Below are 19,507 nucleotides of genomic sequence, written 5' to 3'. Positions count from 1 at the left end.
CGTCGGCCGGCGCTCACACTTCCGCGGGGGCCCCGAGATGACCGATCTCGGACTCCCCGCGATGCCTCCTCCGGTGCTGGCACCTCGGCGCAAGACCCGCAAGATCAAGGTCGGCAGCGTCGATGTCGGTGGCGACGCACCGATCTCGGTGCAGTCGATGACCACGACCCTGACGTCCGACGTCAACACGACGCTGCAGCAGATCGCCGAGCTCACGGCAGCCGGCTGCGACATCGTCCGTGTCGCCTGCCCCAGCCAGGACGACGCCGACGCGCTGCCCGAGATCGCCCGACACTCCAACATCCCGGTCATCGCCGACATCCACTTCCAGCCCAAGTACGTCTTCGCGGCGATCGACGCCGGCTGTGCAGCCGTCCGGGTCAACCCGGGCAACATCCGCAAGTTCGACGACCAGGTCGGGGCGATCGCGCGGGCGGCCAAGGACGCCGGCGTGTCGATCCGCATCGGCGTCAACGCCGGCTCGCTCGACAAGCGCATCTACGAGAAGTACGGCAGGGCCACGGCGGAGGCGCTCGTCGAGTCCGCCGTGTGGGAGGCGTCGCTGTTCGAGGAGCACGACTTCCACGACTTCAAGATCTCGGTCAAGCACAACGACCCCGTCGTGATGGTGCAGGCGTACGAGCAGCTGTCCGCTCGCGGCGACTGGCCGCTGCACCTCGGCGTCACCGAGGCCGGGCCGGCGTTCCAGGGCACCATCAAGAGCGCCACGGCCTTCGGCGCGCTGCTGAGCCAGGGCATCGGTGACACGATCCGCGTGTCGCTGTCGGCGCCGCCGGTCGAGGAGGTCAAGGTCGGCCTGCAGATCCTGCAGTCGCTCAACCTGCGCGAGCGCAAGCTCGAGATCGTCTCGTGCCCGTCGTGCGGGCGCGCCCAGGTCGACGTCTACACGCTCGCCGAGGAGGTCACCGCCGGTCTCGAGGGCATGGAGGTGCCGCTCCGGGTGGCGGTCATGGGCTGCGTCGTCAACGGTCCCGGCGAGGCCCGCGAAGCCGACCTCGGCGTGGCGTCGGGCAACGGCAAGGGCCAGATCTTCGTCAAGGGCGAGGTCATCAAGACGGTCCCGGAGTCCAAGATCGTGGAGACGCTGATCGAGGAGGCCATGCGCATCGCCGAGGGCATGGAGCCCGTCGAGGGCGGCGCGCCCGCCGTCACCGTCAGCTGACCGGGGCGGTGCTGGGCGGGTGTCGGCCAGTCGTCGTACGCTGGTGACACCATCCAGGGAGGCTCTGTGCTCAAGACGACGACGCACGTCCGGCCGCTGACGACGTCGGACCTCCCCGAGCTGAACGCGCTGCTCGACCGCGACCCGCTGGTCAACCTGTTCGTCCGCAACCGCGTCGAGGCCACCAAGCTGCAGAGCCGTTGGCTGGGCGGGCAGGTCTGGGGCTACTTCGAGGACGGCGTGCTTGTGTCCGCGTGCCACGCCGGGGCCAACGTCGTGCCGGTGCAGGCGACACCTGCGGCGGTCGAGGCGTTCGCCGAGCAGGCGATCTCCGACGGCGTACGGCCCTCGTCGATCGTCGGGCCTCGCGACCCGGTCCTGGCGATGTGGAAACGGCTCGAGCCGCACTGGGGGCCCGCCCGGTCGCCGCGCCTCGACCAGCCGTTCATGGTCATCGAGCGCGACAGCAGGCTGCGGCCCGACGATCGGGTCCGGCCCGTCGTGATCGACGAGTTCGACACGGTCTACCCGGCGTGCGTCGCGATGTTCACCGAGGAGGTCGGCGTCGACCCCGAGGCCGGCAACCGCAGCGGCTATCGCGCGCGGGTCGCGCAGCTGATCTCGCAGGGGTGGGCGTTCGCGATCATCGAGGACGGCGAGGTGGTCTTCAAGGCCGAGGTCGGCGCCGCGACCGAGCACGCGTGCCAGATTCAGGGCGTCTACGTGCGACCGGACCTGCGTGGCCGCGGCATCGCGGCACCGGCGCTCGCCGCCGTCGTCCAACAGGCGCGGGCGACGGTCGCGCCGATCGTCACCCTCTACGTCAACGACCACAACACCGCGGCCCGTCGGGCGTACGAACGGGTCGGCTTCCAGCAGACCGCGACGTTCGCGTCGATCCTGCTCTGACATGCTCGCAGCATGAGTCGTGACATCAAGTTCCTCGCCACCATCTTCACCGTGTCCGGTGTCCTGCACTTCGTGACGCCCAAGACGTACGAGGCGATCGTGCCGAAGCCATTGCCTCGCAAGCGTGAGCTGGTGCAGGCCTCCGGCCTCGCGGAGATCGCGTGTGCGGGCCTGATGCTGCAGCCGCGCACCCGCCGCCTGGGCGGTCTGGCGTCGGCGGCGCTGCTCGTCGCGGTCTTCCCCGCCAACGTGCAGATGACGATCGACAGCGCCCGCGACTCGCGCAGGCCGTGGTGGTTCACGCTGGGGACCGTCGCCCGGCTCCCGCTCCAGCTGCCCATGATCCGGATCGCGATGAAGGCCGCCCGGAGCTGAGCACCGCCACCGGGGAAGCGCGGCGCCACCGATAGGCTCGGGTCCATGCGTATGTCCCGGCTCTTCCTGCGTACTCTCCGCGACGATCCGGCCGACGCCGAGGTCCCGAGCCACAAGCTCCTGGTGCGAGCCGGCTACGTCCGTCGCGTGGCGCCCGGCATCTACTCGTGGCTGCCTCTGGGCCTCAAGGTCCTGGCCAAGGTCGAGAAGATCATCCGCGAGGAGATGGAGGAGATCGGCGCTCAAGAAGTCAGATTTCCAGCGTTGCTGCCTCGAGAACCTTATGAAGCGACCAACCGCTGGGTCGAGTACGGCCCCAACGTGTTCCGCCTGAAGGACCGCAAGGGCAACGACATGATGCTCGGCCCGACGCACGAGGAGTTCTTCACGCTCCTCGTCAAGGATCTCTACTCGTCCTACAAGGACTTGCCGCTCAGCATCTACCAGATCCAGACGAAGTATCGCGACGAGGCGCGTCCGCGTGCCGGGATCCTGCGCGGCCGCGAGTTCATCATGAAGGACTCCTACTCGTTCGACGTCGACGACGCCGGCCTCGAGCGGTCCTACCAGGCACACCGCGAGGCGTACGTCCGGATCTTCGACCGGCTCGGTTTCGAGTACGTCATCGTGCACGCCCAGTCCGGTGCGATGGGTGGCTCGGCCAGCGAGGAGTTCCTCGCGGTCTCGGAGACCGGTGAGGACACGTTCGTGCGCTCGCCCGGCGGCTACGCCGCCAACGTCGAGGCCGTCACGACCGTCGTGCCCGACGCGATTCCCTACGACGACGCGCCGGCCGCTCACGCGGAGCAGACTCCGGAAACGCCGACGATCGACACCCTCGTGGACCACCTCAACGAGGCGTTCCCCCGCGACGACCGGCCGTGGGAAGCAGCCGACACGCTCAAGAACGTGCTCGTGATCCTGCGCCAGCCCGACGGCACCCGCGAGCCGCTCGCGATCGGGGTGCCCGGCGACCGCGAGGTCGACGCCAAGCGACTCGAGGCCGTGGTCTCCCCGGCCGAGGTCGAGCCGTTCGAGGCCAAGGACTTCGCTGCACATCCCGCCCTGGTCAAGGGCTACATCGGCCCCGGCGCGCTGGGCGCTGACAGTGACTCGGGGATCCGCTACCTGGTCGACCCTCGCGTCGTCGACGGCACCCGCTGGGTCACCGGCGCGAACGTCGAGGGCTCTCACGTCATCGACCTGGTCGCGGGCCGTGACTTCACCGCCGACGGCACGATCGAGGCGGCCGAGGTCAAGGCGGGCGACCCCGCCCCTGACGGCTCGGGTCCGCTCGAGCTCGCCCGCGGCATCGAGATGGGTCACATCTTCCAGCTCGGCCGCAAGTACGCCGAGGCGCTCGAGCTCAAGGTGCTCGACGAGAACGGCAAGCTCGTCACCGTGACGATGGGCTCGTACGGGGTCGGCGTCTCGCGTGCGGTCGCGGCGGTCGCCGAGTACGCCCACGATGACCTGGGCCTCGTCTGGCCCAAGGAGCTCTCGCCGTTCGACGTGCACCTGATCGTCGCCGGCAAGGACGAGGCGGTCGTGGCCGGCGCGGAGCAGGTCTACCAGGACCTCATCGGCGAGGGCCTCGAGGTGCTCTTCGACGACCGGCTCGGCAAGGTGTCGCCCGGCGTGAAGTTCAAGGACGCCGAGCTGATCGGCGTACCGACGATCGTGGTGGTCGGCAAGGGCTTCGCCGATGGCGTCGTCGAGGTCAAGGACCGAGCCACCGGCGAACGTACCGACGTGGCGCTCGCCGACCTCATGGCCCACCTCCGCGGCTGAGTCACCCAGATTCGGATCCGCGTGCACCACGCCGGACACGGCCGTGGTGCACCGGGGTACAAATCTCGGGGGATCAGGGGAGGCCGGGGAAGGCTTTCGGCTGAGCACCCCAGGTGATCTCGGCCAGAGCCGCGCGTCGGAGGCCGGCGGTCGCGTACGTCCGCAGCTCGCCGCTCGCCTCGCCGACCAGTGTCAGGCAGGCTGCCGCGATGTCGCGCTCGATCTGCCGTGCCGCGGTGATGGCGCGGGATCGGGTGCGCAGCCGGTTGACGTCGTACGACAGCGCGGTCGCGACCGGCTCGACCTCCATGTCGTGCAGGCGGGCCAGCAGCCTGTCCCGCACGTCGCGGTGCCTGCCGTACGACGCGCGGGCCCGCTCGGCGACGCCGTCGAACCGGGCACCGATGACCGGGTAGAGCCAGACCGCCTCGTGCTCCAGCGCGAGCCAGCCCTGCAGGGCCTCCGTCGAGCTCATCGCAGGTCACCCACGGCGCGCGCGCACTGGGCCAGCCCGGCCGACATCGACGCGAGGACTCGGGCGAGCGCGGGGGAGACCGCCGACTCGGCGTCGGCCGCCCGGTCCGTGGACGCCTTGGCGTACGCGTTGACCAAGGCTCGTACGGCGGTGGCGCGGTCGGCCGGCGCTCGCGCGACGTCGGGCACCGACGTCGCCCCGCCCACAGCCTTGGCGTGGGCGGTGCTGATCGTGACGAACCGGTCGAGCCGCAGGCCGCGGTGCCGCACGGCCGTCGCCTCGATCCGTGCGAGGAGGGCGTTCTGGTCGGCTGCGACGCGCTTGATGAGCCGGTCGTCCGCCGGATCCGGCTCCGGATGGGGCTCGATGCCGACGGTGCGGGCGAGGTCGTCGAGCCGGTGCCCCAGCGCGGCGCCGCCGAGACCGGCCGCGACCGCTGCGGTGGCGGCACCCGTCCCGAGGAGTGCGCGTCGGCTGATCACCACGGCAGGCTAGCCGACTCGGCGCGTTCACCGGAGGCCTGGAGGTTGGGTAGGGTGGACCCGACGCCGAAGCCGGTGCCGACAAAAGAACACGGAGGACGAGCCATGGACGAACGACTGGCGACCCTCGTGGAGCAGTGCGTGTCGGCGCTCGGACTCGACCTCGAGGCCGTCGAGCTCACCCCGGCCGGCAACAAGCGGGTCCTCCGCATCGCCCTGGACCGCGACGGCGGGGTCGGCATCGACCACATCACCGACGCCACCCGGGCGCTGTCCGAGGAGCTCGACGCGTCCGACGTGATGGGCTCTCGGCCCTACACCCTCGAGGTCACCTCGCGGGGTGTTGACCGCCCCCTCACCGAGCCCCGCCACTGGCGTCGCAACGCCGGGCGCCTCGTACGCCTGCGGCTCGCCGACGACTCGTCGATCGACGGCCGCATCGGCGAGAGCGACGACGAGGGCGTCGTCATCGAGGGCCGCACCTCCAGCCAACGGCTGGCCTACGACCAGATCAGCACCGCGCTCGTGCAAACCGAGCTCAACAGGAAGGACGCCTGACATGGACATCGACATGACCGCACTGCGCGCCCTCGAGCACGAGAAGGACATCTCGTTCGACGTTGTCGTCGAGGCCATCGAGACAGCGCTGCTGTCCGCGTACCACAAGACCCATGGGTCCCACTCGCACGCGCGGGTCGAGCTCGACCGCAAGAGTGGGCACGTCACCGTGTGGGCCAAGGAGCGCATCGAGGCCGACCCGCTGCCGGAGCCCGCCGAGGGCGAGGAGCCCCAGGAACGCCCGGCGCCCACCTTCACGGAGGAGTTCGACGACACTCCCGAGGACTTCGGCCGGTTCGCCGCCACGATCGCCCGCCAGCTCATCATGCAGCGCATCCGCGACGCGGAGGACGAGTCCAAGTACGGCGAGTTCGCCGGCAAGGTCGGCGACATCGTCTCCGGCGTCATCCAGCAGAGCCGCCCGGGAGACGTCGCGCTCGACCTCGGCCGCATCGAGGCGATCCTGGTCGCCTCCGAGAGGGTGCCCGAGGAGAAGTACGCCCACGGCGAGCGGCTCAAGGCGTACGTCTACGAGGTGGAGAAGGGGCTGCGGGGCCCGCGGGTCAAGGTCTCGCGCACGCACCCCAACCTGGTCAAGCTGCTGTTCGCCCTCGAGGCCCCGGAGATCGCGGACGGCTCGGTCGAGATCGTCGCGATCGCCCGCGAGGCCGGCCACCGCAGCAAGATCGCGGTGCGCGCCAACGTCCCCGGCGTCAACGCCAAGGGTGCCTGCATCGGTCCGATGGGGCAGCGGGTGCGCAACGTGATGCACGAGCTGCACGGCGAGAAGATTGACATCGTCGACTACAGCGACGACCCCGCCGAGTTCATCGCGCACGCCCTCTCGCCGTCGCAGGTCAAGGGTGTGACGTTGGTCGACCCGGCGACCCGCTCGGCGCGTGTCGTCGTCCCGGACTTCCAGCTGTCGCTCGCGATCGGCAAGGAGGGGCAGAACGCCCGTCTTGCCGCCAAGCTCACCGGTTGGCGCATCGACATCCGTTCGGACACCGAGGCGCCTCGGACCGCAGGCGACTGACTCGATGGCGCGACGGCTTCGCGAAACGGGTAGACTGGACGAGGTCGTTCGGACGTGCATCGGTTGCAGGCAACGTGCGGACAAGACCACTCTGGTGCGAGTCGTCGCAGTTCAGGGGCCCACGACCACGGTCGTGACACCTGATCCGCACGGCACGCTGCCGGGACGAGGGGCGCACCTGCACCCCACGCACCGGTGCCTGGAGCTCGCGACTCGCCGCAAGGCGTTCGGTCGGGCCCTTCGAGTCGAGGGGCCGCTCGACTTGGACGCGCTCGCATCGGTCGTGGAGGATCCGAAAGACACCGCTTGACCACCACCAAGGACGCACCACCCGGCGCGTTCATGACACGAAATCGGAGCATTCGCTCATGACCACACTGAACGGCCTCGGCCGATGAGTACTGCGCGATGAGTACTGCGCAATGAGCACGTTCGTCAACTAGTGGTCTGATCCTCCTTCGGGGTCGGACCCCCCTGAAGGAGAAGAGTGGCTGTAAGAGTCCACGAGCTCGCACGCGAGTTCGGTGTCGAGAGCAAGGTCGTCCTGTCCACCCTGAAAGACATGGGTGAGTACGTGAAGTCGGCCTCCTCGACCGTAGAAGCCCCCGTCGTCCGGCGCCTCAACGAGGAGCACGGCGAAGCCCTGCGCGCGCAGGGCGCCAAGAAGTCAGGTGGCAAGGCCGCCGCCAAGAAGGCCGCACCGGCCAAGGCGGCCGAGCCCGAGGCTGCTGCACCGGCTGCGGCCGAGGCCGCTGCACCGGCTGCGCCTGCCCCGACCCGTACGCCCGGCCCCACGCCGGGCCCGCGTGTCGCGCCGACCCCTGAGCCCGAGCCCGTTGCGGAGGCCCCGGCCCCCGCCGCCGAGCCCGAGGCGCCCGCCGCCGCTGCCTCGGCACCGGCGCCGGCCACCCCCGGCCCGCGGCCCGGACCCAAGGCGCCCGGCGCCCGGCCCGGCAACAACCCGTTCTCGTCGACGCAGGGCATGCAGAGTGCCCCGCGTCCGCCGGCCGCACGTGCCGGCGGCCCGACGCCAGGTGCCGCACCCGGCATGCCGCGCCCCAACCCGGCCATGATGCCGCGCCAGTCCGGCCTCGCCGGTCCTTCGACCGGTCGCGGCGCGCCCGGTCGCGGTGGACCCGGCGGTGCACCCGGTCGCGGTGGACCCGGCGGTGCACCCGGTCGCGGTGGACCCGGCGGCGGAGGCGGTGGCGGTTACGCCGGTCGTCCCGGCGGCGGCGGTGCGCCCGGTCGTGGCGCTCCCGGCGGTGGAGGCGGCTTCAGCGGTCCTCCGCGCACGGGTGGCCCCGGTGGCCGCAACACGCGTGGCGGCACCCAGGGCGCGTTCGGTCGCGCCGGTGGCCCCGTCCGTCGTGGCCGCAAGAGCAAGCGCGCGAAGCGTCAGGAATTCGACCAGATGCAGGCGCCCGCCATCGGCGGCGTCCGCGTCCGCAAGGGCAACGGCGAGACCGTACGCCTGACGCGAGGCTCGTCCCTGGCCGACTTCGCCGACAAGATCGGCGGAGACTCCGCGTCGCTCGTCGAGGTGCTGTTCCACCTGGGCGAGGTCGTCACGGCGACCCAGTCGGCCAACGACGAGACGTTGATGCTGCTCGGTGAGGAGCTCAACTACAACGTCGAGGTCATCTCGCCCGAGGACGAGGACCGCGAGCTGCTCGAGTCGTTCGACATCGAGTTCGGCGAGGACGAGGGCGACGAGGCCGACCTCACGGCACGTCCGCCGGTCGTCACCGTCATGGGCCACGTCGACCACGGAAAGACCAAGCTCCTCGACGCGCTGCGCAGCAGCAACGTCGTGGACAAGGAGGCCGGTGGCATCACGCAGACCATCGGTGCCTACCAGGTCGCCACCGAGGTCGACGGCAACGAGCGTCGCATCACCCTGATCGACACACCCGGTCACGAGGCGTTCACCGCCATGCGTGCCCGTGGTGCCCAGGCGACCGACATCGCGATCCTCGTGGTCGCGGCCGACGACGGCGTCATGCCGCAGACGGTCGAGGCGCTCAACCACGCCAAGGCCGCGGGTGTGCCGATCGTCGTCGCGGTCAACAAGGTCGACAAGCCCGACGCGGACCCGACCAAGGCCCGTGGCCAGCTCACCGAGTACGGCCTCGTGCCCGAGGAGTACGGCGGCGACACGATGTTCGTCGACGTCTCGGCCAAGGCCGGCACCGGCATGGACGACCTGCTCGAGGCCGTCATCCTGACGGCTGACGCGTCGCTCGACCTGCGCGCCAACCCCAACCAGAACGCCGAGGGCCTCGTCATCGAGGCGCACCTCGACCGCGGTCGGGGTCCGGTCGCCACGGTGCTGGTCCACCGTGGAACGCTCAAGGTCGGCGACTCGATCGTCGCCGGTCCGGCGTTCGGTCGTGTCCGCGCCATGCTCGACGAGCACGGCGAGAACATCGACGAGGCGACTCCGTCGCGTCCGGCCCTCGTGCTGGGCCTGACGGCGGTGCCCGGCGCCGGTGACAACTTCATGGTCGTCGCCGACGACCGGCTGGCTCGCCAGATCGCCGAGAAGCGTGAGGCGCGCGAGCGCAACGCGCTCCTGGCGCAGCGCACCGGCCGTCGTACGCTCGAGGACTTCATGTCCTCGATGGAGAAGGGCGAGACCGACGAGCTGCTCCTCATCCTCAAGGGTGACGGTTCCGGCTCGGTCGAGGCGCTCGAGGACGCACTGGCCCAGATCGACGTCGGCGAGGAGGTCGCACTCCGGGTCATCGACCGCGGTGTGGGTGCGATCACCGAGACCAACGTCATGCTGGCCGCCGCGTCCAACGCCGTCATCATCGGCTTCAACGTCCGCCCCCAGGGCAAGGCGACGGAGCTGGCCGACCGCGAGGGTGTCGAGATCAAGTACTACTCGGTCATCTACAACGCGATCGAGGAGATCGAGGCATCGCTCAAGGGCCTGCTCAAGCCGGAGTTCGAGGAGGCGCAGCTCGGTACCGCCGAGATCCGCGACATCTTCCGCTCCAGCAAGATCGGCAACATCGCCGGTTGCATGGTCACGAGCGGCGTGATCCGGCGCAACGCGAAGGCACGCCTGCTTCGCGACGGCTCCGTGGTCGCGGACAACCTCGACTTCTCCAGCCTGCGGCGTGAGAAGGACGACGTGTCCGAGGTCCGCGAAGGCTTCGAGTGCGGTCTCGTGCTCAAGGGCTTCAACGACATCAAGGTCGGCGACGTCGTCGAGACGTTCGAGCTGCGCGAGAAGGCCCGCGCGTAAGCACTGCTCACCTGTGTTGCGTCACAGCTTCTGAGGTCCCCGGGCCACCGAAGCTGTGACGCAACACGACTTTCAGGAGGAATCATGGCTGGACCCCGGATCCACAAGGTCGGCGACCGGATCAAGGTCATCGTGGCGCAGATGCTCGAGCGCCGGGTCAAGGATCCGCGTCTCGGCTTCGTCACGATCACCGACGTACGCATGACCGGTGACGGCCAGCAGGCGTCGGTGTTCTACACCGTCATGGGTGACGAGGCCGCTCGCGCGGACACCGCGGCAGCGCTGCGCAGCGCGACCGGGCTGATCCGGTCGGAGGTCGGCAAGCAGCTCGGCACCCGCATCACGCCGTCGATCGAGTTCTTCCTCGACGCCGTGCCGGAGACGGCCAAGGAGATCGAGGACCTGCTCGCCAAGGTCAAGCAGTCCGACGAGGAGGTCGCGTCGCGATCGGCCGGCGCGCAGTATGCCGGCGACCCCGATCCGTACAAGAAGAAGGACGACGACGCGGAGCTCGATGACTGACGCCGTCAGCGGTCTGGTCGTCGTCGACAAGCCGGCCGGCTGGACGTCGCACGACGTGGTCGGCCGCATGCGCCGCATCGCGGGCACCCGCAAGGTCGGCCACTCGGGCACGCTCGACCCGATGGCCACGGGCGTGCTGGTGCTCGGCATCAACCGGGCGACGCGACTGCTCGGTCATCTGACGCTCGCCGACAAGGAGTACGTCGCGACCATCCGCCTGGGCCAGGCCACCGTGACCGACGACGCCGAGGGAGAGATCACCGCGTCGACGCCGGCCGCGCACCTCGACGAGGCCGCGGTGCGCGCAGCGCTGCCCGCGTGGACGGGGGAGATCCAGCAGGTCCCGTCGTCCGTCTCGGCGATCAAGGTCGACGGGGTGCGCTCGTACGCCCGGGTGCGTGGCGGCGACGAGGTGAAGCTGGCGGCGCGTCCGGTGACGGTGTCCACGTTCGAGCTCACCGACTTCCGCTCAGAGGGCGATCTCGTCGACGTCGACGTGCGGGTCGTCTGCTCCAGCGGGACCTACATCCGCGCCCTCGCCCGGGACGTCGGGTCAGACCTCGGGGTGGGCGGCCACCTCACGATGCTGCGGCGGACGCGGGTCGGCGCCTTCGCGCTCGACCGGGCGCGCACGCTCGAGGAGCTCGAGGCGGAGCTCGTCGTGGCGGGGCTGGACGACGTGGCCCGCGCGAGCTTCCCGGCGTACGACCTCGAGGAGCGCGAGGCCTCCGACGTACGTTTCGGCCGCCCGCTCACCGGGATCGACCTCGGAGCACCTGGCGCGGTCGCCGTGTTCGCGCCGTCCGGGGAGTTCCTGGCCCTCTACGACCAGCGCGGCGGCGTGGCCAAGCCCGTTGCCGTCTTCGTCTGAATCGCTAGGGTCACACCATGCAGCTGCGCCGTCCCTCCACGCGGGGCATCCTCCGGCGGGCCCTGTCGATGCTGCTGACGGCGCAGTTCTTGATCGTCGTCGCGCTGATGGCGACCACCAAGGTCCGCAAGATCCTGCGCGGCAAGGGGCACGGCTCGTTCCCGGTCACCGAGCCCACCCCGCTGGCCATCGGCGACGGCAACACCGCAACCGCGTACACCTACGGCTCCGACCTCTTCGAGGACATGCTCCGGGCCATCGGTGGAGCGCGGGAGCGCATCCTGTTCGAGACCTACATCATCAAGGGTGACGAGACGGGGCGCCGCTTCAAGCAGGCGCTGATCGACGCGGCCGCCCGGGGCGTCGACGTCTACGTGATCTACGACGGGTTCGCCAACCTCGTCGTGACCCCGAGCTTCCTGCGGTTTCCCGCGCCGATCCACGTGCTGCGCTATCCGGTCTTCGCGACCGGCTGGCGGTTCTTCAGCCCCCGGCAGATGGGCCGCGACCACCGCAAGATCTTGGTCGTCGACGACGAGGTCGGCTACGTCGGCGGCTACAACGTCGGTTCGCTGTACGCCTCGGAGTGGCGCGACACGCACCTCAAGATCGAGGGGCCCTCGGTGTGGGACCTCGACAACGCGTTCGTCGACTTCTGGAACCTGCGCCGGAGCCGCAGGACCCGCATGCTCAAGGAGCGTGGCGACGCCAGCTGGGAGCCGCAGATCCGCGCGCACCGCAACGTGCCACGGCAGCTGCTCTTCCCGATCCGCGGGATGTACATCGAGGCGATCGACCGCGCCCGCGACCACATCTACATCACCGCGGCCTACTTCATCCCCGACCGCGACATCCTGCAGGGCCTGCTCGACGCCGCCGCCCGGGGCGTCCGCGTGCGGATCCTCGTCCCCGAGATCTCCAACCACGTCGTGGCCGACTGGCTGTCGAGGGGCTTCTACTCCCAGCTGCTCGACGGCGGTGTGGAGATCCTGCTCTACCAGGACTGGATGGTGCATGCGAAGACCGCGACGATCGACGGTCGCTGGACCACGGTCGGCACCGCCAACATCGACAGGCTCAGCCTGACCGGCAACTACGAGATCAACCTCGAGATCCTCGACGACGCGTTGGCGGCGCACCTGGAGAAGGTCTTCGAGACCGACGCGTCCAACGCGCGAGTGCTGACCCGCGCGGAGTGGTCGTCGCGCCCGTTGGTCGCCAAGGCCTGCGAGTGGATCCTCGCGCCGCTGCGCCCGCTGCTGTAGAGCGAGCTCCGCGACATGAGAGACCTCTCATGCGGGGCTCACGTGCGCCTCACGCGCGCTCGTCAGATTGGTGTCATCAGCAAGCACCGATCAAGGAGATGGACATGCACAAGCTCGTACGCACCGGAATCGTGACCCTCGCCGGCACCGTCGTCCTCGGCACCGCCGGGGTCGCGATCGCCGGAACCGCCCAGGCCGACGACCGCGACACGGTCGCCAAGCGCGAGGACACCTCGACGACGTGGGTCCAGTCGACGAACCTCGACGACGACCCCGAGGACGACGACCAGGCCAAGGCCGGCCAGGCCGACTCGCCGACGAACCACACCGTCAACACCAAGAACACGGCGCCGACCAAGAACACGGCGAACACCAAGAACACCGCCCCGACGAAGAACACGGCGAAGACCGTGAACACCGCGCCGACCAAGAACACGGCGCCGACCACCAGCACCAGCTGATGCCCGACACCTGGGGCCTGGCCGGGGGCGACGCGATCGCCCCCGGCCTCACGGCCGTCAAGGCGGTCGGCGGGGGCACGGTGTACGAGGCGTGGCTCGCCTTCGACGAGCGCCTCTACGCGCCCGTCATAGCGAAGATCGTTCGTCCGCGGCAGGTCGCCTCCGGACGGTCGGAGCTGGAGCGTGAGGTCGAGATGCTGCGTCGCGTCAACCATCCCGGGATCGCACGCCTCTTCGCGTACGACGACGAGGGTGAGCGGCCGTACCTCGTGCTCGAGAACGTCGACGGGCCGAGCCTGTCGTCATTGATCTCCTCCCACGGCTACGTGCCGCTGCACCAGCTGCTGCCCCTGGGCCTCGAGCTCTGCTCGGCCCTGCACTACCTGCGACAGGAGGGCATCTGCCACCTCGACCTCAAGCCGAGCAACGTCATCATGGGGGCGCCCGCGAAGCTCATCGACTTCAGCATCGCGCGGGACGCGAAGGACGCGGCCGACCTCACCGAGCCGCTGGGCAGCGACGAGTACATGGCCCCCGAGCAGTGCGCTCCGGGCGAGCGCGGCACCGTCGGGCACGCGAGCGACATGTGGGCGTTCGGCGCCACGATGTTCCGCGCCGCCGCCGGCTACCGGGCGTACGACCGCGAGCCCCGGTGGGCGCAGCTGACCGAGGAGCCGTACGCGCTGCCAGACTTCGTGCCGTCAGCCCTCGGCGACCTGTTGTACGCCTGCCTGTCGAACGACCCAGCCGACCGGCCGTTGGCCGACGAGGCGGCCCGCGCCCTCGAGCCGCTGCTCGAACGCCTCCCGCAGGCGAGGCTGTCCGGCTTCAAGATCTCCCTCTGATGCCGCGAGGTGTGACGAAGTGCCCCGTTCCAGGACGACGGAGTGGGGCGTTTCGTCACAGATCGCGGGGGGTCAGTCGACGCGGTAGCCGAGGCCGCGGACGGTGGTGACGAGGCCGGCGCCGAGCTTCTTGCGGAGATAGCCGACGTAGACGTCGACGACGTTGGAGCCCGGGTCGAAGTCGTAGCCCCACACCTGCGAGAGCAGCTGCTCCCGCGACAGCACGAGGCCGCGGTTGCGGATCAGCACCTCGGCGAGCGTGAGCTCCCGTGCGGAGAGCTCCACCTCCCGGTCGCCGACGTACGCCCGGCGGCGGCGCAGGTCCAGGCGCACATCACCCACTGACAAGTCGTCTTCGGGGGCCGGGTCGCCGGGCGTGCGCAGCCTCAGGCGTACGCGGGCCAGGAGCTCACCGAACTTGAACGGCTTGGACATGTAGTCGGCGGCGCCGCCCTCGAGAGCCGCGACGGTGTCGGTCACGGAGTCGCGGGCCGTCAGCACGATCACGGGGAGTGCGGGCCGCTCGGCCGTGACTCGCTCGAGGATGCGGAAGCCGTCGAGGCCCGGCAGGCCGATGTCGAGCACCATGAGGTCGAACTCGCCGGTCAGCGCGTAGTCGAGCCCGGTGATGCCGTCGGCCACGACGGTCGGGGTGAAGCCCTCGGCCTTGAGACCCTTGGCGACGAACGAGGCGATGCGATCCTCGTCCTCGACGATCAGGATGCGGTTCATGCGGACTCTCCGGTCGGGAGGCGGAGGCGGAAGGTCGCTCCCACCGCGGTGTCGTCGAGCACGACGTCGCCGCCGTGTGCCTCGGCGATGGCGCGGACGATCGACAGGCCGAGGCCGAATCCTTCGTCGTCGTTCTCCCCGCGGGAGAACCGTTCGAAGATCTCGGTGCGGAGCTCAGGTGCCACGCCGGGTCCGGTGTCCCGCACCCACAGCTCGAGGCGGCCCTCGTGCAGGCGCGACCCGATGCCGATCTCGTCACCGGCCTGGGTGTGCCGGGCTGCATTGTCGGCGAGCTGCAACAAGGCCTGGGTGATGCGCTGCCCGTCGAGCGCAGCGGCGGTCCGCGCGACTCCGTCGAGCAGCCACGTCCGGTCGGCGAGGGCGCGCACCCGGTCGAGCACGCCGTGGGTCAGCGTCTCGGCGTCCGTCGGCTGGAGGGTCACGAAGTCGGGGCGACGTGCCTTGGCCAGCATCAGGAGGTCGTTGACGAGGCGTGACATGCGGTCGGTCTCGTCGAGAAGCAGCGTGCGGGTCGCCGCGACGTCCTCGGGGTCGGACGCGTCGAGCACCTCGAGGTGTCCTCTGAGGATCGTCAGCGGCGTGCGCAGCTCGTGACCCGCGTCGTCGAGGAGCTGGCGCTGCGTGACGAAGGCCGACTCCAGGCGGTCGAGCATGTCGTTGAACGTCCGCTGCAGGTCGGAGAGGTCGTCGTGGCCTGTCACCTGCAGGCGACCGCCGAGGTCGCCGTCGGTGATGCCGCGCGCTGTGTCCCGCAGCCGCCGGACCGGGCTGAGCAGCCGCCCGGCGATCCACGAGGCCAGCCCGGCGATCAGGATCACCGAGACGGCGGCCAGCAGGGCGTACGTGAGCATGAGGCCACGCAGGTCCTCACGGCTCGCGGTGACGTCGTGCGTCACGACGAACGCCGAGGTGGCCCCGCCCTGCTTGACCGGCTGCACGGCGACGCGGTACTCCGAGCCGTCGACCGTGACGGTCCCCGTGCCGCCCCTGGGCTCGAGCCGCTCGACGGTCCGTCGGAACGCCGCCGAGCCGAGCAGCACGTTGTCACCCTCGGCCTGGTACGTCGGGCCGCCCGTCGCGCGGAACCCGTAGAGCGCCTCGTTCGCGTCGGGGAGATTCCGCTCCAGGAAGACCGTCAGCAACCGGTCGGACGACGTGAAGGGCTTGCGGGTCTGCGGATCGTTCTCGGCCTGCAGCGCCCGGAACTCGCCGATCTCCTGCGTGAGGCTGGCCTCGATCACCCGGTCGATGCGACGGGACTCCAGGACGTACAGGGTCGACCCGACGACGAGCAGCGCCAGCGACGTGAGCAGCGCGACCGTGACGGTGAGGCGTTGCCGCACCGACAGGCGTGACAACGTCGTGGTGAGGGGCATCAGGCCTCAGTCGTCATCGTCGCCGGGCTCCGTGTGGTCGTCGTCATCGTCGTCGGGCCCGTCGTCGTCATCGTCGTCGCGCAGCCGCGGCGTGACCTTGCCGTCGTCATCGTCGTCGGGCGTCGGTGTCGGTGTCGTCGCAGGCGTGGGATCGGGGGCGATCGTGATCGGGGTGGTGTCGCGCGGGGCCGGATCGGCGCCGGCGGACAGCCGGGAGACGATGACCGCGGTGAGCGCGAGCGCGACGACCGCGAGCACCGCCGCGGGAAGACGTCTGCGCAGGTCCATGCGTCCAGCCTGCCGCATCGCCCGCCGGCGGTCGATGAGGAGCCGATGAGAGTCTTCTTAGGTTCGGCTCCTGCCGGGCCACGAACGGGCGTGTGGCACAGTTTTCACGTGATGATCTGGCGCGACTTCCGAGGGGCTGCGACGGACTCGCGGTCCGAGCCGTCGGCGGTGACGGTCGGCAACTTCGACGGCGTCCATCGTGGCCACCAGCACGTGCTCGCCCGCACCCGAGAGCTGGCGCAGGGCCTGCCGGTCATCGCGGTCACCTTCGTCCCGCACCCGCTGGCCGTCGTGCGGCCCGACCAGGCGCCCACGAGGCTCACGACCGTCGAGCGACGGGTCGAGCTCCTGCGCGCCGCCGGCGCCGACGAGGTGCGCATCCTCAACTTCACCGCCGAGATGGCCACCTGGTCACCGCAGGAGTTCGTCGACCGGGTGCTGGTCGACCAGCTGCGCGCCGGGCTCGTCGCCGTGGGGGACAACTTCCGGTTCGGCTCCCGAGCCAGCGGCGACACTGCGTTTCTGCGCGACGCGGGGGAGCGCGCCGGCTTCGCCGTGGACGGGCTCGCCCTCGACGGCGGCGCCGTGCCCTGGTCGTCCACCCTCGTTCGTTCGCTGGTCGCCGAGGGAAAGCTGGTGGAGGCCGCCGACGTCCTGGGGCGACCGCACGAGGTCTCGGGCGTCGTGACCAAGGGTGACCAGCGCGGCCGTGAGCTCGGCTTCCCGACGGCCAACGTGCCGGTCGACGAGTCGTACGCCGTCCCGCCCGACGGGGTCTATGCCGGTCGCCTCGTCCGCGCCGACGGCGAGCGCCTGCCGGCCGCGATCTCGGTCGGCACCAACCCCACGTTCGACGGCGTCGAGCGCCGGGTCGAGTCGTACGTCCTGGACCGCACCGACCTGGAGCTCTACGGCGAGGCGATCCGCGTCGAGCTGGTGGACCGCTTGCGCGGCATGGTGAGGTACGAAGGCATCGATCCGCTGATCGCGCAGATGCAGCAGGACGTCGAGCAGGCTCGCGCGATACTCCGGGGCTGAGCCCGTCCATCGCGGTGCGGGCACGCTTCAGCGGCCCACCCCTGCACCGAGCGCGAGCTCGGTCTGGACCGCCCGGGCCACCGCAGCCATGCCGGCACGACGCGGATGGAACGCGATGCCGTCCTCGTCCCTGACGTCGGCGCCGTTGGTCCACGCCCGGTCGCCCGCGCACGCGTCGTGGCCTCGTGACGCGTCGCGCACCGAGACGTACGGCACGCCGACCTGCCGCGCGGCCGCGGCCAGCGAGCGGTCGAGCGCCTCCTCGGCTCCGGCCACGGCAGCGGTGTCCGCAGCGGGGATCCCGACGCTGGCGCACGTCCCGGAGTCGGGCATGATGCGCGGGTAGCCCACCAGCAGGACCGTCGCCTTCGGCGCTCTCGCACGTACGTCCTCGAGGACCTTGGCGATCCGGCCGACGGTCTCGTCGAGGATGGCCGGAGCCGAGTCGCGCAGGAACGGCCGACACGTCCCGCCGCCGCCGGAGCAGCTCGAGACGAGCGAAGCGAACAGGTTGCCGTCGTTGCCGCCGATGCCCACCGTGACCAGGTCCGTGCTCGGCCGGACGGCGTCGATCTGAGCCGCCGCGCCGCGGCCGGGTTGCAGCACGTCGTACGTCGTGGCGCCCGCGCAGCTGACGTCGTCGAAGGACGCCGGGCGGAGCGCGCGAGCGAGCAGCGACGGCCAGTTGTGGTCGGACCTCAGGCAGAACGCGCCGTCGTCGCGCAGCTCGGCGAGACCGGGTCCGGACGTGAACGAGTCGCCGATCGCGACATAGGAGCGCACCGCCGGCAGGTCCGGGGTTGCGCTGGGGCGGGGCGCGGGCGTCGAGGTCGTGGCCGCCGGCTCCTGCGGCTCGTCGGACGTGGACGAGCAGCCGGCGAGCAGCGCCAGGCTCACGGCCGTGACGGTGGCGAGCTGCCGGGTGATCCTCATGCCACGACGCTAGTCGGGACCGGGAAACTCGTCGGGGCGCACCTCAGCCGCGAGCCTCGACGACGCCGGCCAGGTGCTTCGCAACGGCCCGCATGGCGGCGGCGGTGGGATGCAGGTTGACGCCGTCGGCCGGGGTGTTCTCCAGCCCGTTGACCCACGCGTCGTCCTCGGCGCAGACGTCGTGGCCACGCGACATGCCCCGGAGGGAGACGAACGTGGCGCCGGCCTCGCGTGCCGCGGCCCGCTGGGTGGCCTCCAGCTGGCGCATCGCGGACGAGCCGTGGGTGACCAGGGCGCGGCTGAGACCCAGCGGGGGACAGGCGCCGTCGTCAGGGAGGATCCGGATGTAGCCGACCAGCAGCACGTCGGCGTCGGGCGCCTTCTCGGTGATCGCCTCGAGCGTCCGCACGATCTTGGTCTTGGTCGCGGCGAGGATCTCGGGTGCCTGTTCCTCGTCGAAGAACCGGCAGCCGCTGGTGGTGCGGATCGTGGGATAGATGCAGCTGTTGAACAGGCCCTCGTAGAAGTTGCCGTCGTTGCCGCCGATCCCGATCGTGACGAGCCGCGTGCTGCGGGAGACCGCGTCGAGCTGCGGTGCGATGATCCCGCCCTGGCCGGGGACTGCTTCCGGCACGTGGTCGGTGGTCGCGCCACCGCAGCTGACGTCGGCTCGCTGCTCGATCCCGAGCTCCCGGGCCAGCAGAGCGGGCCAGCTCGCGCCCGAGCGAAGGCACGCGCCGGAGTCGCCGTCGACGGGTGCGATGCCGGGTCCGCTGACGTACGAGTCGCCCATCCCGACGTACGCGGCCGCGCGGCGAGGGCTCGGCTCGCGGTCGGGTCCGCACGCCGCGACACAGCCCAGGACGAGGAGGACGGCGACCCATCGACGCATCATGGGGGCGAGCGTAGTCAACCGCCTGCGGCGTCGCCGGGCGACAGCGGCGATTCGCCCCGCAAGCACTGCCGCTGATAGTCTGGACGGTGCCGTCTGATCGGCCACGGATCCAGAGTGCCCCGGTGGACAAGCCCGGGCGCGCCGTGCAACGGAACCCCCAGAGGAGAACTGTGTCAAAGAAGACTGCTGCGCCCA

Annotated in this window: 21 protein-coding genes; 14 read left to right on the top strand and 7 right to left on the bottom strand. The window is 70.5% G+C overall.

Going from position 1 to position 19,507, the window contains the following annotated elements; all coding sequences use genetic code 11:
• Positions 1–37: 37 nt before the first annotated feature.
• From ispG to AB0N22_RS06780, 4 genes are all read left to right on the top strand, one after another.
• Positions 38–1,183 (top strand): flavodoxin-dependent (E)-4-hydroxy-3-methylbut-2-enyl-diphosphate synthase, encoded by a 1,146-nt coding sequence (gene ispG, locus AB0N22_RS06795; RefSeq protein WP_364637444.1) that lies wholly within the window; start codon positions 38–40, stop codon positions 1,181–1,183.
• A 66-nt stretch (positions 1,184–1,249) separates the two neighbouring features.
• Positions 1,250–2,092 (top strand): GNAT family N-acetyltransferase, encoded by an 843-nt coding sequence (locus tag AB0N22_RS06790; RefSeq protein WP_364637443.1) that lies wholly within the window; start codon positions 1,250–1,252, stop codon positions 2,090–2,092.
• A gap of 12 nt (positions 2,093–2,104) precedes the next feature.
• Positions 2,105–2,467 carry a hypothetical protein gene (locus tag AB0N22_RS06785; RefSeq protein ID WP_364637441.1) on the top strand — a complete coding sequence of 121 codons (363 nt, stop codon included), beginning with the start codon at positions 2,105–2,107 and terminating at the stop codon, positions 2,465–2,467.
• 51 nt (positions 2,468–2,518) lie between these two features.
• Entirely contained in the window at positions 2,519–4,258 is a 1,740-nt protein-coding gene (locus tag AB0N22_RS06780; RefSeq protein ID WP_364639254.1) for a proline--tRNA ligase, read from the top strand.
• Between the two features lie 73 nt (positions 4,259–4,331).
• Here AB0N22_RS06780 and AB0N22_RS06775 read toward each other — a convergent pair whose 3' ends face one another.
• The gene (locus AB0N22_RS06775; RefSeq protein WP_364637439.1) at positions 4,332–4,733 is read right to left on the bottom strand and encodes a DUF4439 domain-containing protein; all 402 of its coding nucleotides are present in this window, start codon (positions 4,731–4,733) and stop codon (positions 4,332–4,334) included.
• The gene (locus AB0N22_RS06770) at positions 4,730–5,215 is read right to left on the bottom strand and encodes a hypothetical protein (protein WP_364637437.1); all 486 of its coding nucleotides are present in this window, start codon (positions 5,213–5,215) and stop codon (positions 4,730–4,732) included. Before AB0N22_RS06770 ends, AB0N22_RS06775 begins: the two co-directional genes overlap by 4 nt.
• 105 nt (positions 5,216–5,320) lie before the next feature.
• Between AB0N22_RS06770 and rimP the strand changes: the two genes are divergently transcribed.
• The 9 genes from rimP (at position 5,321) to AB0N22_RS06725 (ending at position 14,029) form a co-directional block, all read left to right on the top strand.
• Positions 5,321–5,773: a ribosome maturation factor RimP gene (gene rimP, locus AB0N22_RS06765; RefSeq protein WP_364637435.1), complete on the top strand. Its 453-nt coding sequence runs from the start codon at positions 5,321–5,323 to the stop codon at positions 5,771–5,773.
• Between the two features lies 1 nt (position 5,774).
• A complete protein-coding gene (nusA, locus tag AB0N22_RS06760) occupies positions 5,775–6,809 on the top strand; it encodes a transcription termination factor NusA (protein ID WP_364637433.1) in 1,035 nt (344 codons plus the stop codon).
• Positions 6,810–6,813: 4 nt separating this feature from the next.
• Positions 6,814–7,119, top strand: coding sequence for a YlxR family protein (locus tag AB0N22_RS06755; RefSeq protein WP_364637431.1), 306 nt, complete (start codon positions 6,814–6,816; stop codon positions 7,117–7,119).
• 177 nt (positions 7,120–7,296) lie between these two features.
• On the top strand, positions 7,297–10,065 hold the full coding sequence (gene infB / locus AB0N22_RS06750) for a translation initiation factor IF-2 (protein ID WP_364637429.1): 2,769 nt from the start codon (positions 7,297–7,299) through the stop codon (positions 10,063–10,065).
• Positions 10,066–10,149: 84 nt separating this feature from the next.
• On the top strand, positions 10,150–10,587 hold the full coding sequence (gene rbfA, locus AB0N22_RS06745; protein WP_364637427.1) for a 30S ribosome-binding factor RbfA: 438 nt from the start codon (positions 10,150–10,152) through the stop codon (positions 10,585–10,587).
• Entirely contained in the window at positions 10,580–11,458 is an 879-nt protein-coding gene (gene truB, locus AB0N22_RS06740) for a tRNA pseudouridine(55) synthase TruB (RefSeq protein WP_364637425.1), read from the top strand. Before rbfA ends, truB begins: the two co-directional genes overlap by 8 nt.
• A gap of 17 nt (positions 11,459–11,475) precedes the next feature.
• Positions 11,476–12,723 carry a phospholipase D-like domain-containing protein gene (locus tag AB0N22_RS06735; protein ID WP_364637423.1) on the top strand — a complete coding sequence of 416 codons (1,248 nt, stop codon included), beginning with the start codon at positions 11,476–11,478 and terminating at the stop codon, positions 12,721–12,723.
• Positions 12,724–12,827: 104 nt separating this feature from the next.
• Entirely contained in the window at positions 12,828–13,184 is a 357-nt protein-coding gene (locus AB0N22_RS06730) for a hypothetical protein (protein ID WP_364637421.1), read from the top strand.
• On the top strand, positions 13,184–14,029 hold the full coding sequence (locus tag AB0N22_RS06725) for a serine/threonine-protein kinase (protein ID WP_364637419.1): 846 nt from the start codon (positions 13,184–13,186) through the stop codon (positions 14,027–14,029). Before AB0N22_RS06730 ends, AB0N22_RS06725 begins: the two co-directional genes overlap by 1 nt.
• Before the next feature lie 72 nt (positions 14,030–14,101).
• Here AB0N22_RS06725 and AB0N22_RS06720 read toward each other — a convergent pair whose 3' ends face one another.
• From AB0N22_RS06720 to AB0N22_RS06710, 3 genes are read right to left on the bottom strand one after another with little or no spacing between them, the layout of a single operon-like run.
• The gene (locus AB0N22_RS06720; RefSeq protein WP_364637417.1) at positions 14,102–14,761 is read right to left on the bottom strand and encodes a response regulator transcription factor; all 660 of its coding nucleotides are present in this window, start codon (positions 14,759–14,761) and stop codon (positions 14,102–14,104) included.
• Positions 14,758–16,158: an ATP-binding protein gene (locus AB0N22_RS06715; RefSeq protein ID WP_364637415.1), complete on the bottom strand. Its 1,401-nt coding sequence runs from the start codon at positions 16,156–16,158 to the stop codon at positions 14,758–14,760. Before AB0N22_RS06715 ends, AB0N22_RS06720 begins: the two co-directional genes overlap by 4 nt.
• A 6-nt stretch (positions 16,159–16,164) precedes the next feature.
• Positions 16,165–16,446 carry a hypothetical protein gene (locus AB0N22_RS06710; RefSeq protein ID WP_364637413.1) on the bottom strand — a complete coding sequence of 94 codons (282 nt, stop codon included), beginning with the start codon at positions 16,444–16,446 and terminating at the stop codon, positions 16,165–16,167.
• 111 nt (positions 16,447–16,557) lie between these two features.
• Between AB0N22_RS06710 and AB0N22_RS06705 the strand changes: the two genes are divergently transcribed.
• On the top strand, positions 16,558–17,484 hold the full coding sequence (locus AB0N22_RS06705; RefSeq protein ID WP_364639251.1) for a bifunctional riboflavin kinase/FAD synthetase: 927 nt from the start codon (positions 16,558–16,560) through the stop codon (positions 17,482–17,484).
• A 27-nt stretch (positions 17,485–17,511) separates the two neighbouring features.
• On the opposite strand, the gene AB0N22_RS06700 is transcribed toward AB0N22_RS06705, so the two are convergent.
• Both AB0N22_RS06700 and AB0N22_RS06695 read right to left on the bottom strand, forming a co-directional pair.
• Complete coding sequence (locus tag AB0N22_RS06700) at positions 17,512–18,417, bottom strand: SGNH/GDSL hydrolase family protein (RefSeq protein ID WP_364637411.1); 906 nt, start codon at positions 18,415–18,417, stop codon at positions 17,512–17,514.
• Positions 18,418–18,460: 43 nt separating this feature from the next.
• The gene (locus AB0N22_RS06695) at positions 18,461–19,312 is read right to left on the bottom strand and encodes an SGNH/GDSL hydrolase family protein (protein ID WP_364637409.1); all 852 of its coding nucleotides are present in this window, start codon (positions 19,310–19,312) and stop codon (positions 18,461–18,463) included.
• Positions 19,313–19,507: the final 195 nt, after the last annotated feature.

Origin of the sequence: Aeromicrobium sp. NPDC092404 (genome assembly GCF_040684095.1) — a bacterium.
Taxonomy (GTDB): Bacteria; Actinomycetota; Actinomycetes; order Propionibacteriales; family Nocardioidaceae; genus Aeromicrobium.
This window is presented reverse-complemented; position numbering and strand designations above follow the sequence as displayed.

Bases quoted from the DNA above. Each gene is read 5' to 3' on its own strand.
- AB0N22_RS06710 (WP_364637413.1), bottom strand. From the start codon at position 16,446: ATGGACCTGCGCAGACGTCTTCCCGCGGCGGTGCTCGCGGTCGTCGCG.
- AB0N22_RS06715 (WP_364637415.1), bottom strand. From the start codon at position 16,158: ATGCCCCTCACCACGACGTTGTCACGCCTGTCGGTGCGGCAACGCCTC.
- AB0N22_RS06725 (WP_364637419.1), top strand. From the start codon at position 13,184: ATGCCCGACACCTGGGGCCTGGCCGGGGGCGACGCGATCGCCCCCGGC.
- truB (WP_364637425.1), top strand. From the start codon at position 10,580: ATGACTGACGCCGTCAGCGGTCTGGTCGTCGTCGACAAGCCGGCCGGC.
- AB0N22_RS06700 (WP_364637411.1), bottom strand. From the start codon at position 18,417: ATGAGGATCACCCGGCAGCTCGCCACCGTCACGGCCGTGAGCCTGGCG.
- nusA (WP_364637433.1), top strand. From the start codon at position 5,775: ATGGACATCGACATGACCGCACTGCGCGCCCTCGAGCACGAGAAGGAC.
- rbfA (WP_364637427.1), top strand. From the start codon at position 10,150: ATGGCTGGACCCCGGATCCACAAGGTCGGCGACCGGATCAAGGTCATC.
- AB0N22_RS06785 (WP_364637441.1), top strand. From the start codon at position 2,105: ATGAGTCGTGACATCAAGTTCCTCGCCACCATCTTCACCGTGTCCGGT.
- ispG (WP_364637444.1), top strand. From the start codon at position 38: ATGACCGATCTCGGACTCCCCGCGATGCCTCCTCCGGTGCTGGCACCT.
- AB0N22_RS06695 (WP_364637409.1), bottom strand. From the start codon at position 19,312: ATGATGCGTCGATGGGTCGCCGTCCTCCTCGTCCTGGGCTGTGTCGCG.
- AB0N22_RS06720 (WP_364637417.1), bottom strand. From the start codon at position 14,761: ATGAACCGCATCCTGATCGTCGAGGACGAGGATCGCATCGCCTCGTTC.
- AB0N22_RS06730 (WP_364637421.1), top strand. From the start codon at position 12,828: ATGCACAAGCTCGTACGCACCGGAATCGTGACCCTCGCCGGCACCGTC.
- rimP (WP_364637435.1), top strand. From the start codon at position 5,321: ATGGACGAACGACTGGCGACCCTCGTGGAGCAGTGCGTGTCGGCGCTC.
- AB0N22_RS06780 (WP_364639254.1), top strand. From the start codon at position 2,519: ATGTCCCGGCTCTTCCTGCGTACTCTCCGCGACGATCCGGCCGACGCC.
- AB0N22_RS06705 (WP_364639251.1), top strand. From the start codon at position 16,558: ATGATCTGGCGCGACTTCCGAGGGGCTGCGACGGACTCGCGGTCCGAG.
- AB0N22_RS06755 (WP_364637431.1), top strand. From the start codon at position 6,814: ATGGCGCGACGGCTTCGCGAAACGGGTAGACTGGACGAGGTCGTTCGG.
- AB0N22_RS06735 (WP_364637423.1), top strand. From the start codon at position 11,476: ATGCAGCTGCGCCGTCCCTCCACGCGGGGCATCCTCCGGCGGGCCCTG.
- AB0N22_RS06775 (WP_364637439.1), bottom strand. From the start codon at position 4,733: ATGAGCTCGACGGAGGCCCTGCAGGGCTGGCTCGCGCTGGAGCACGAG.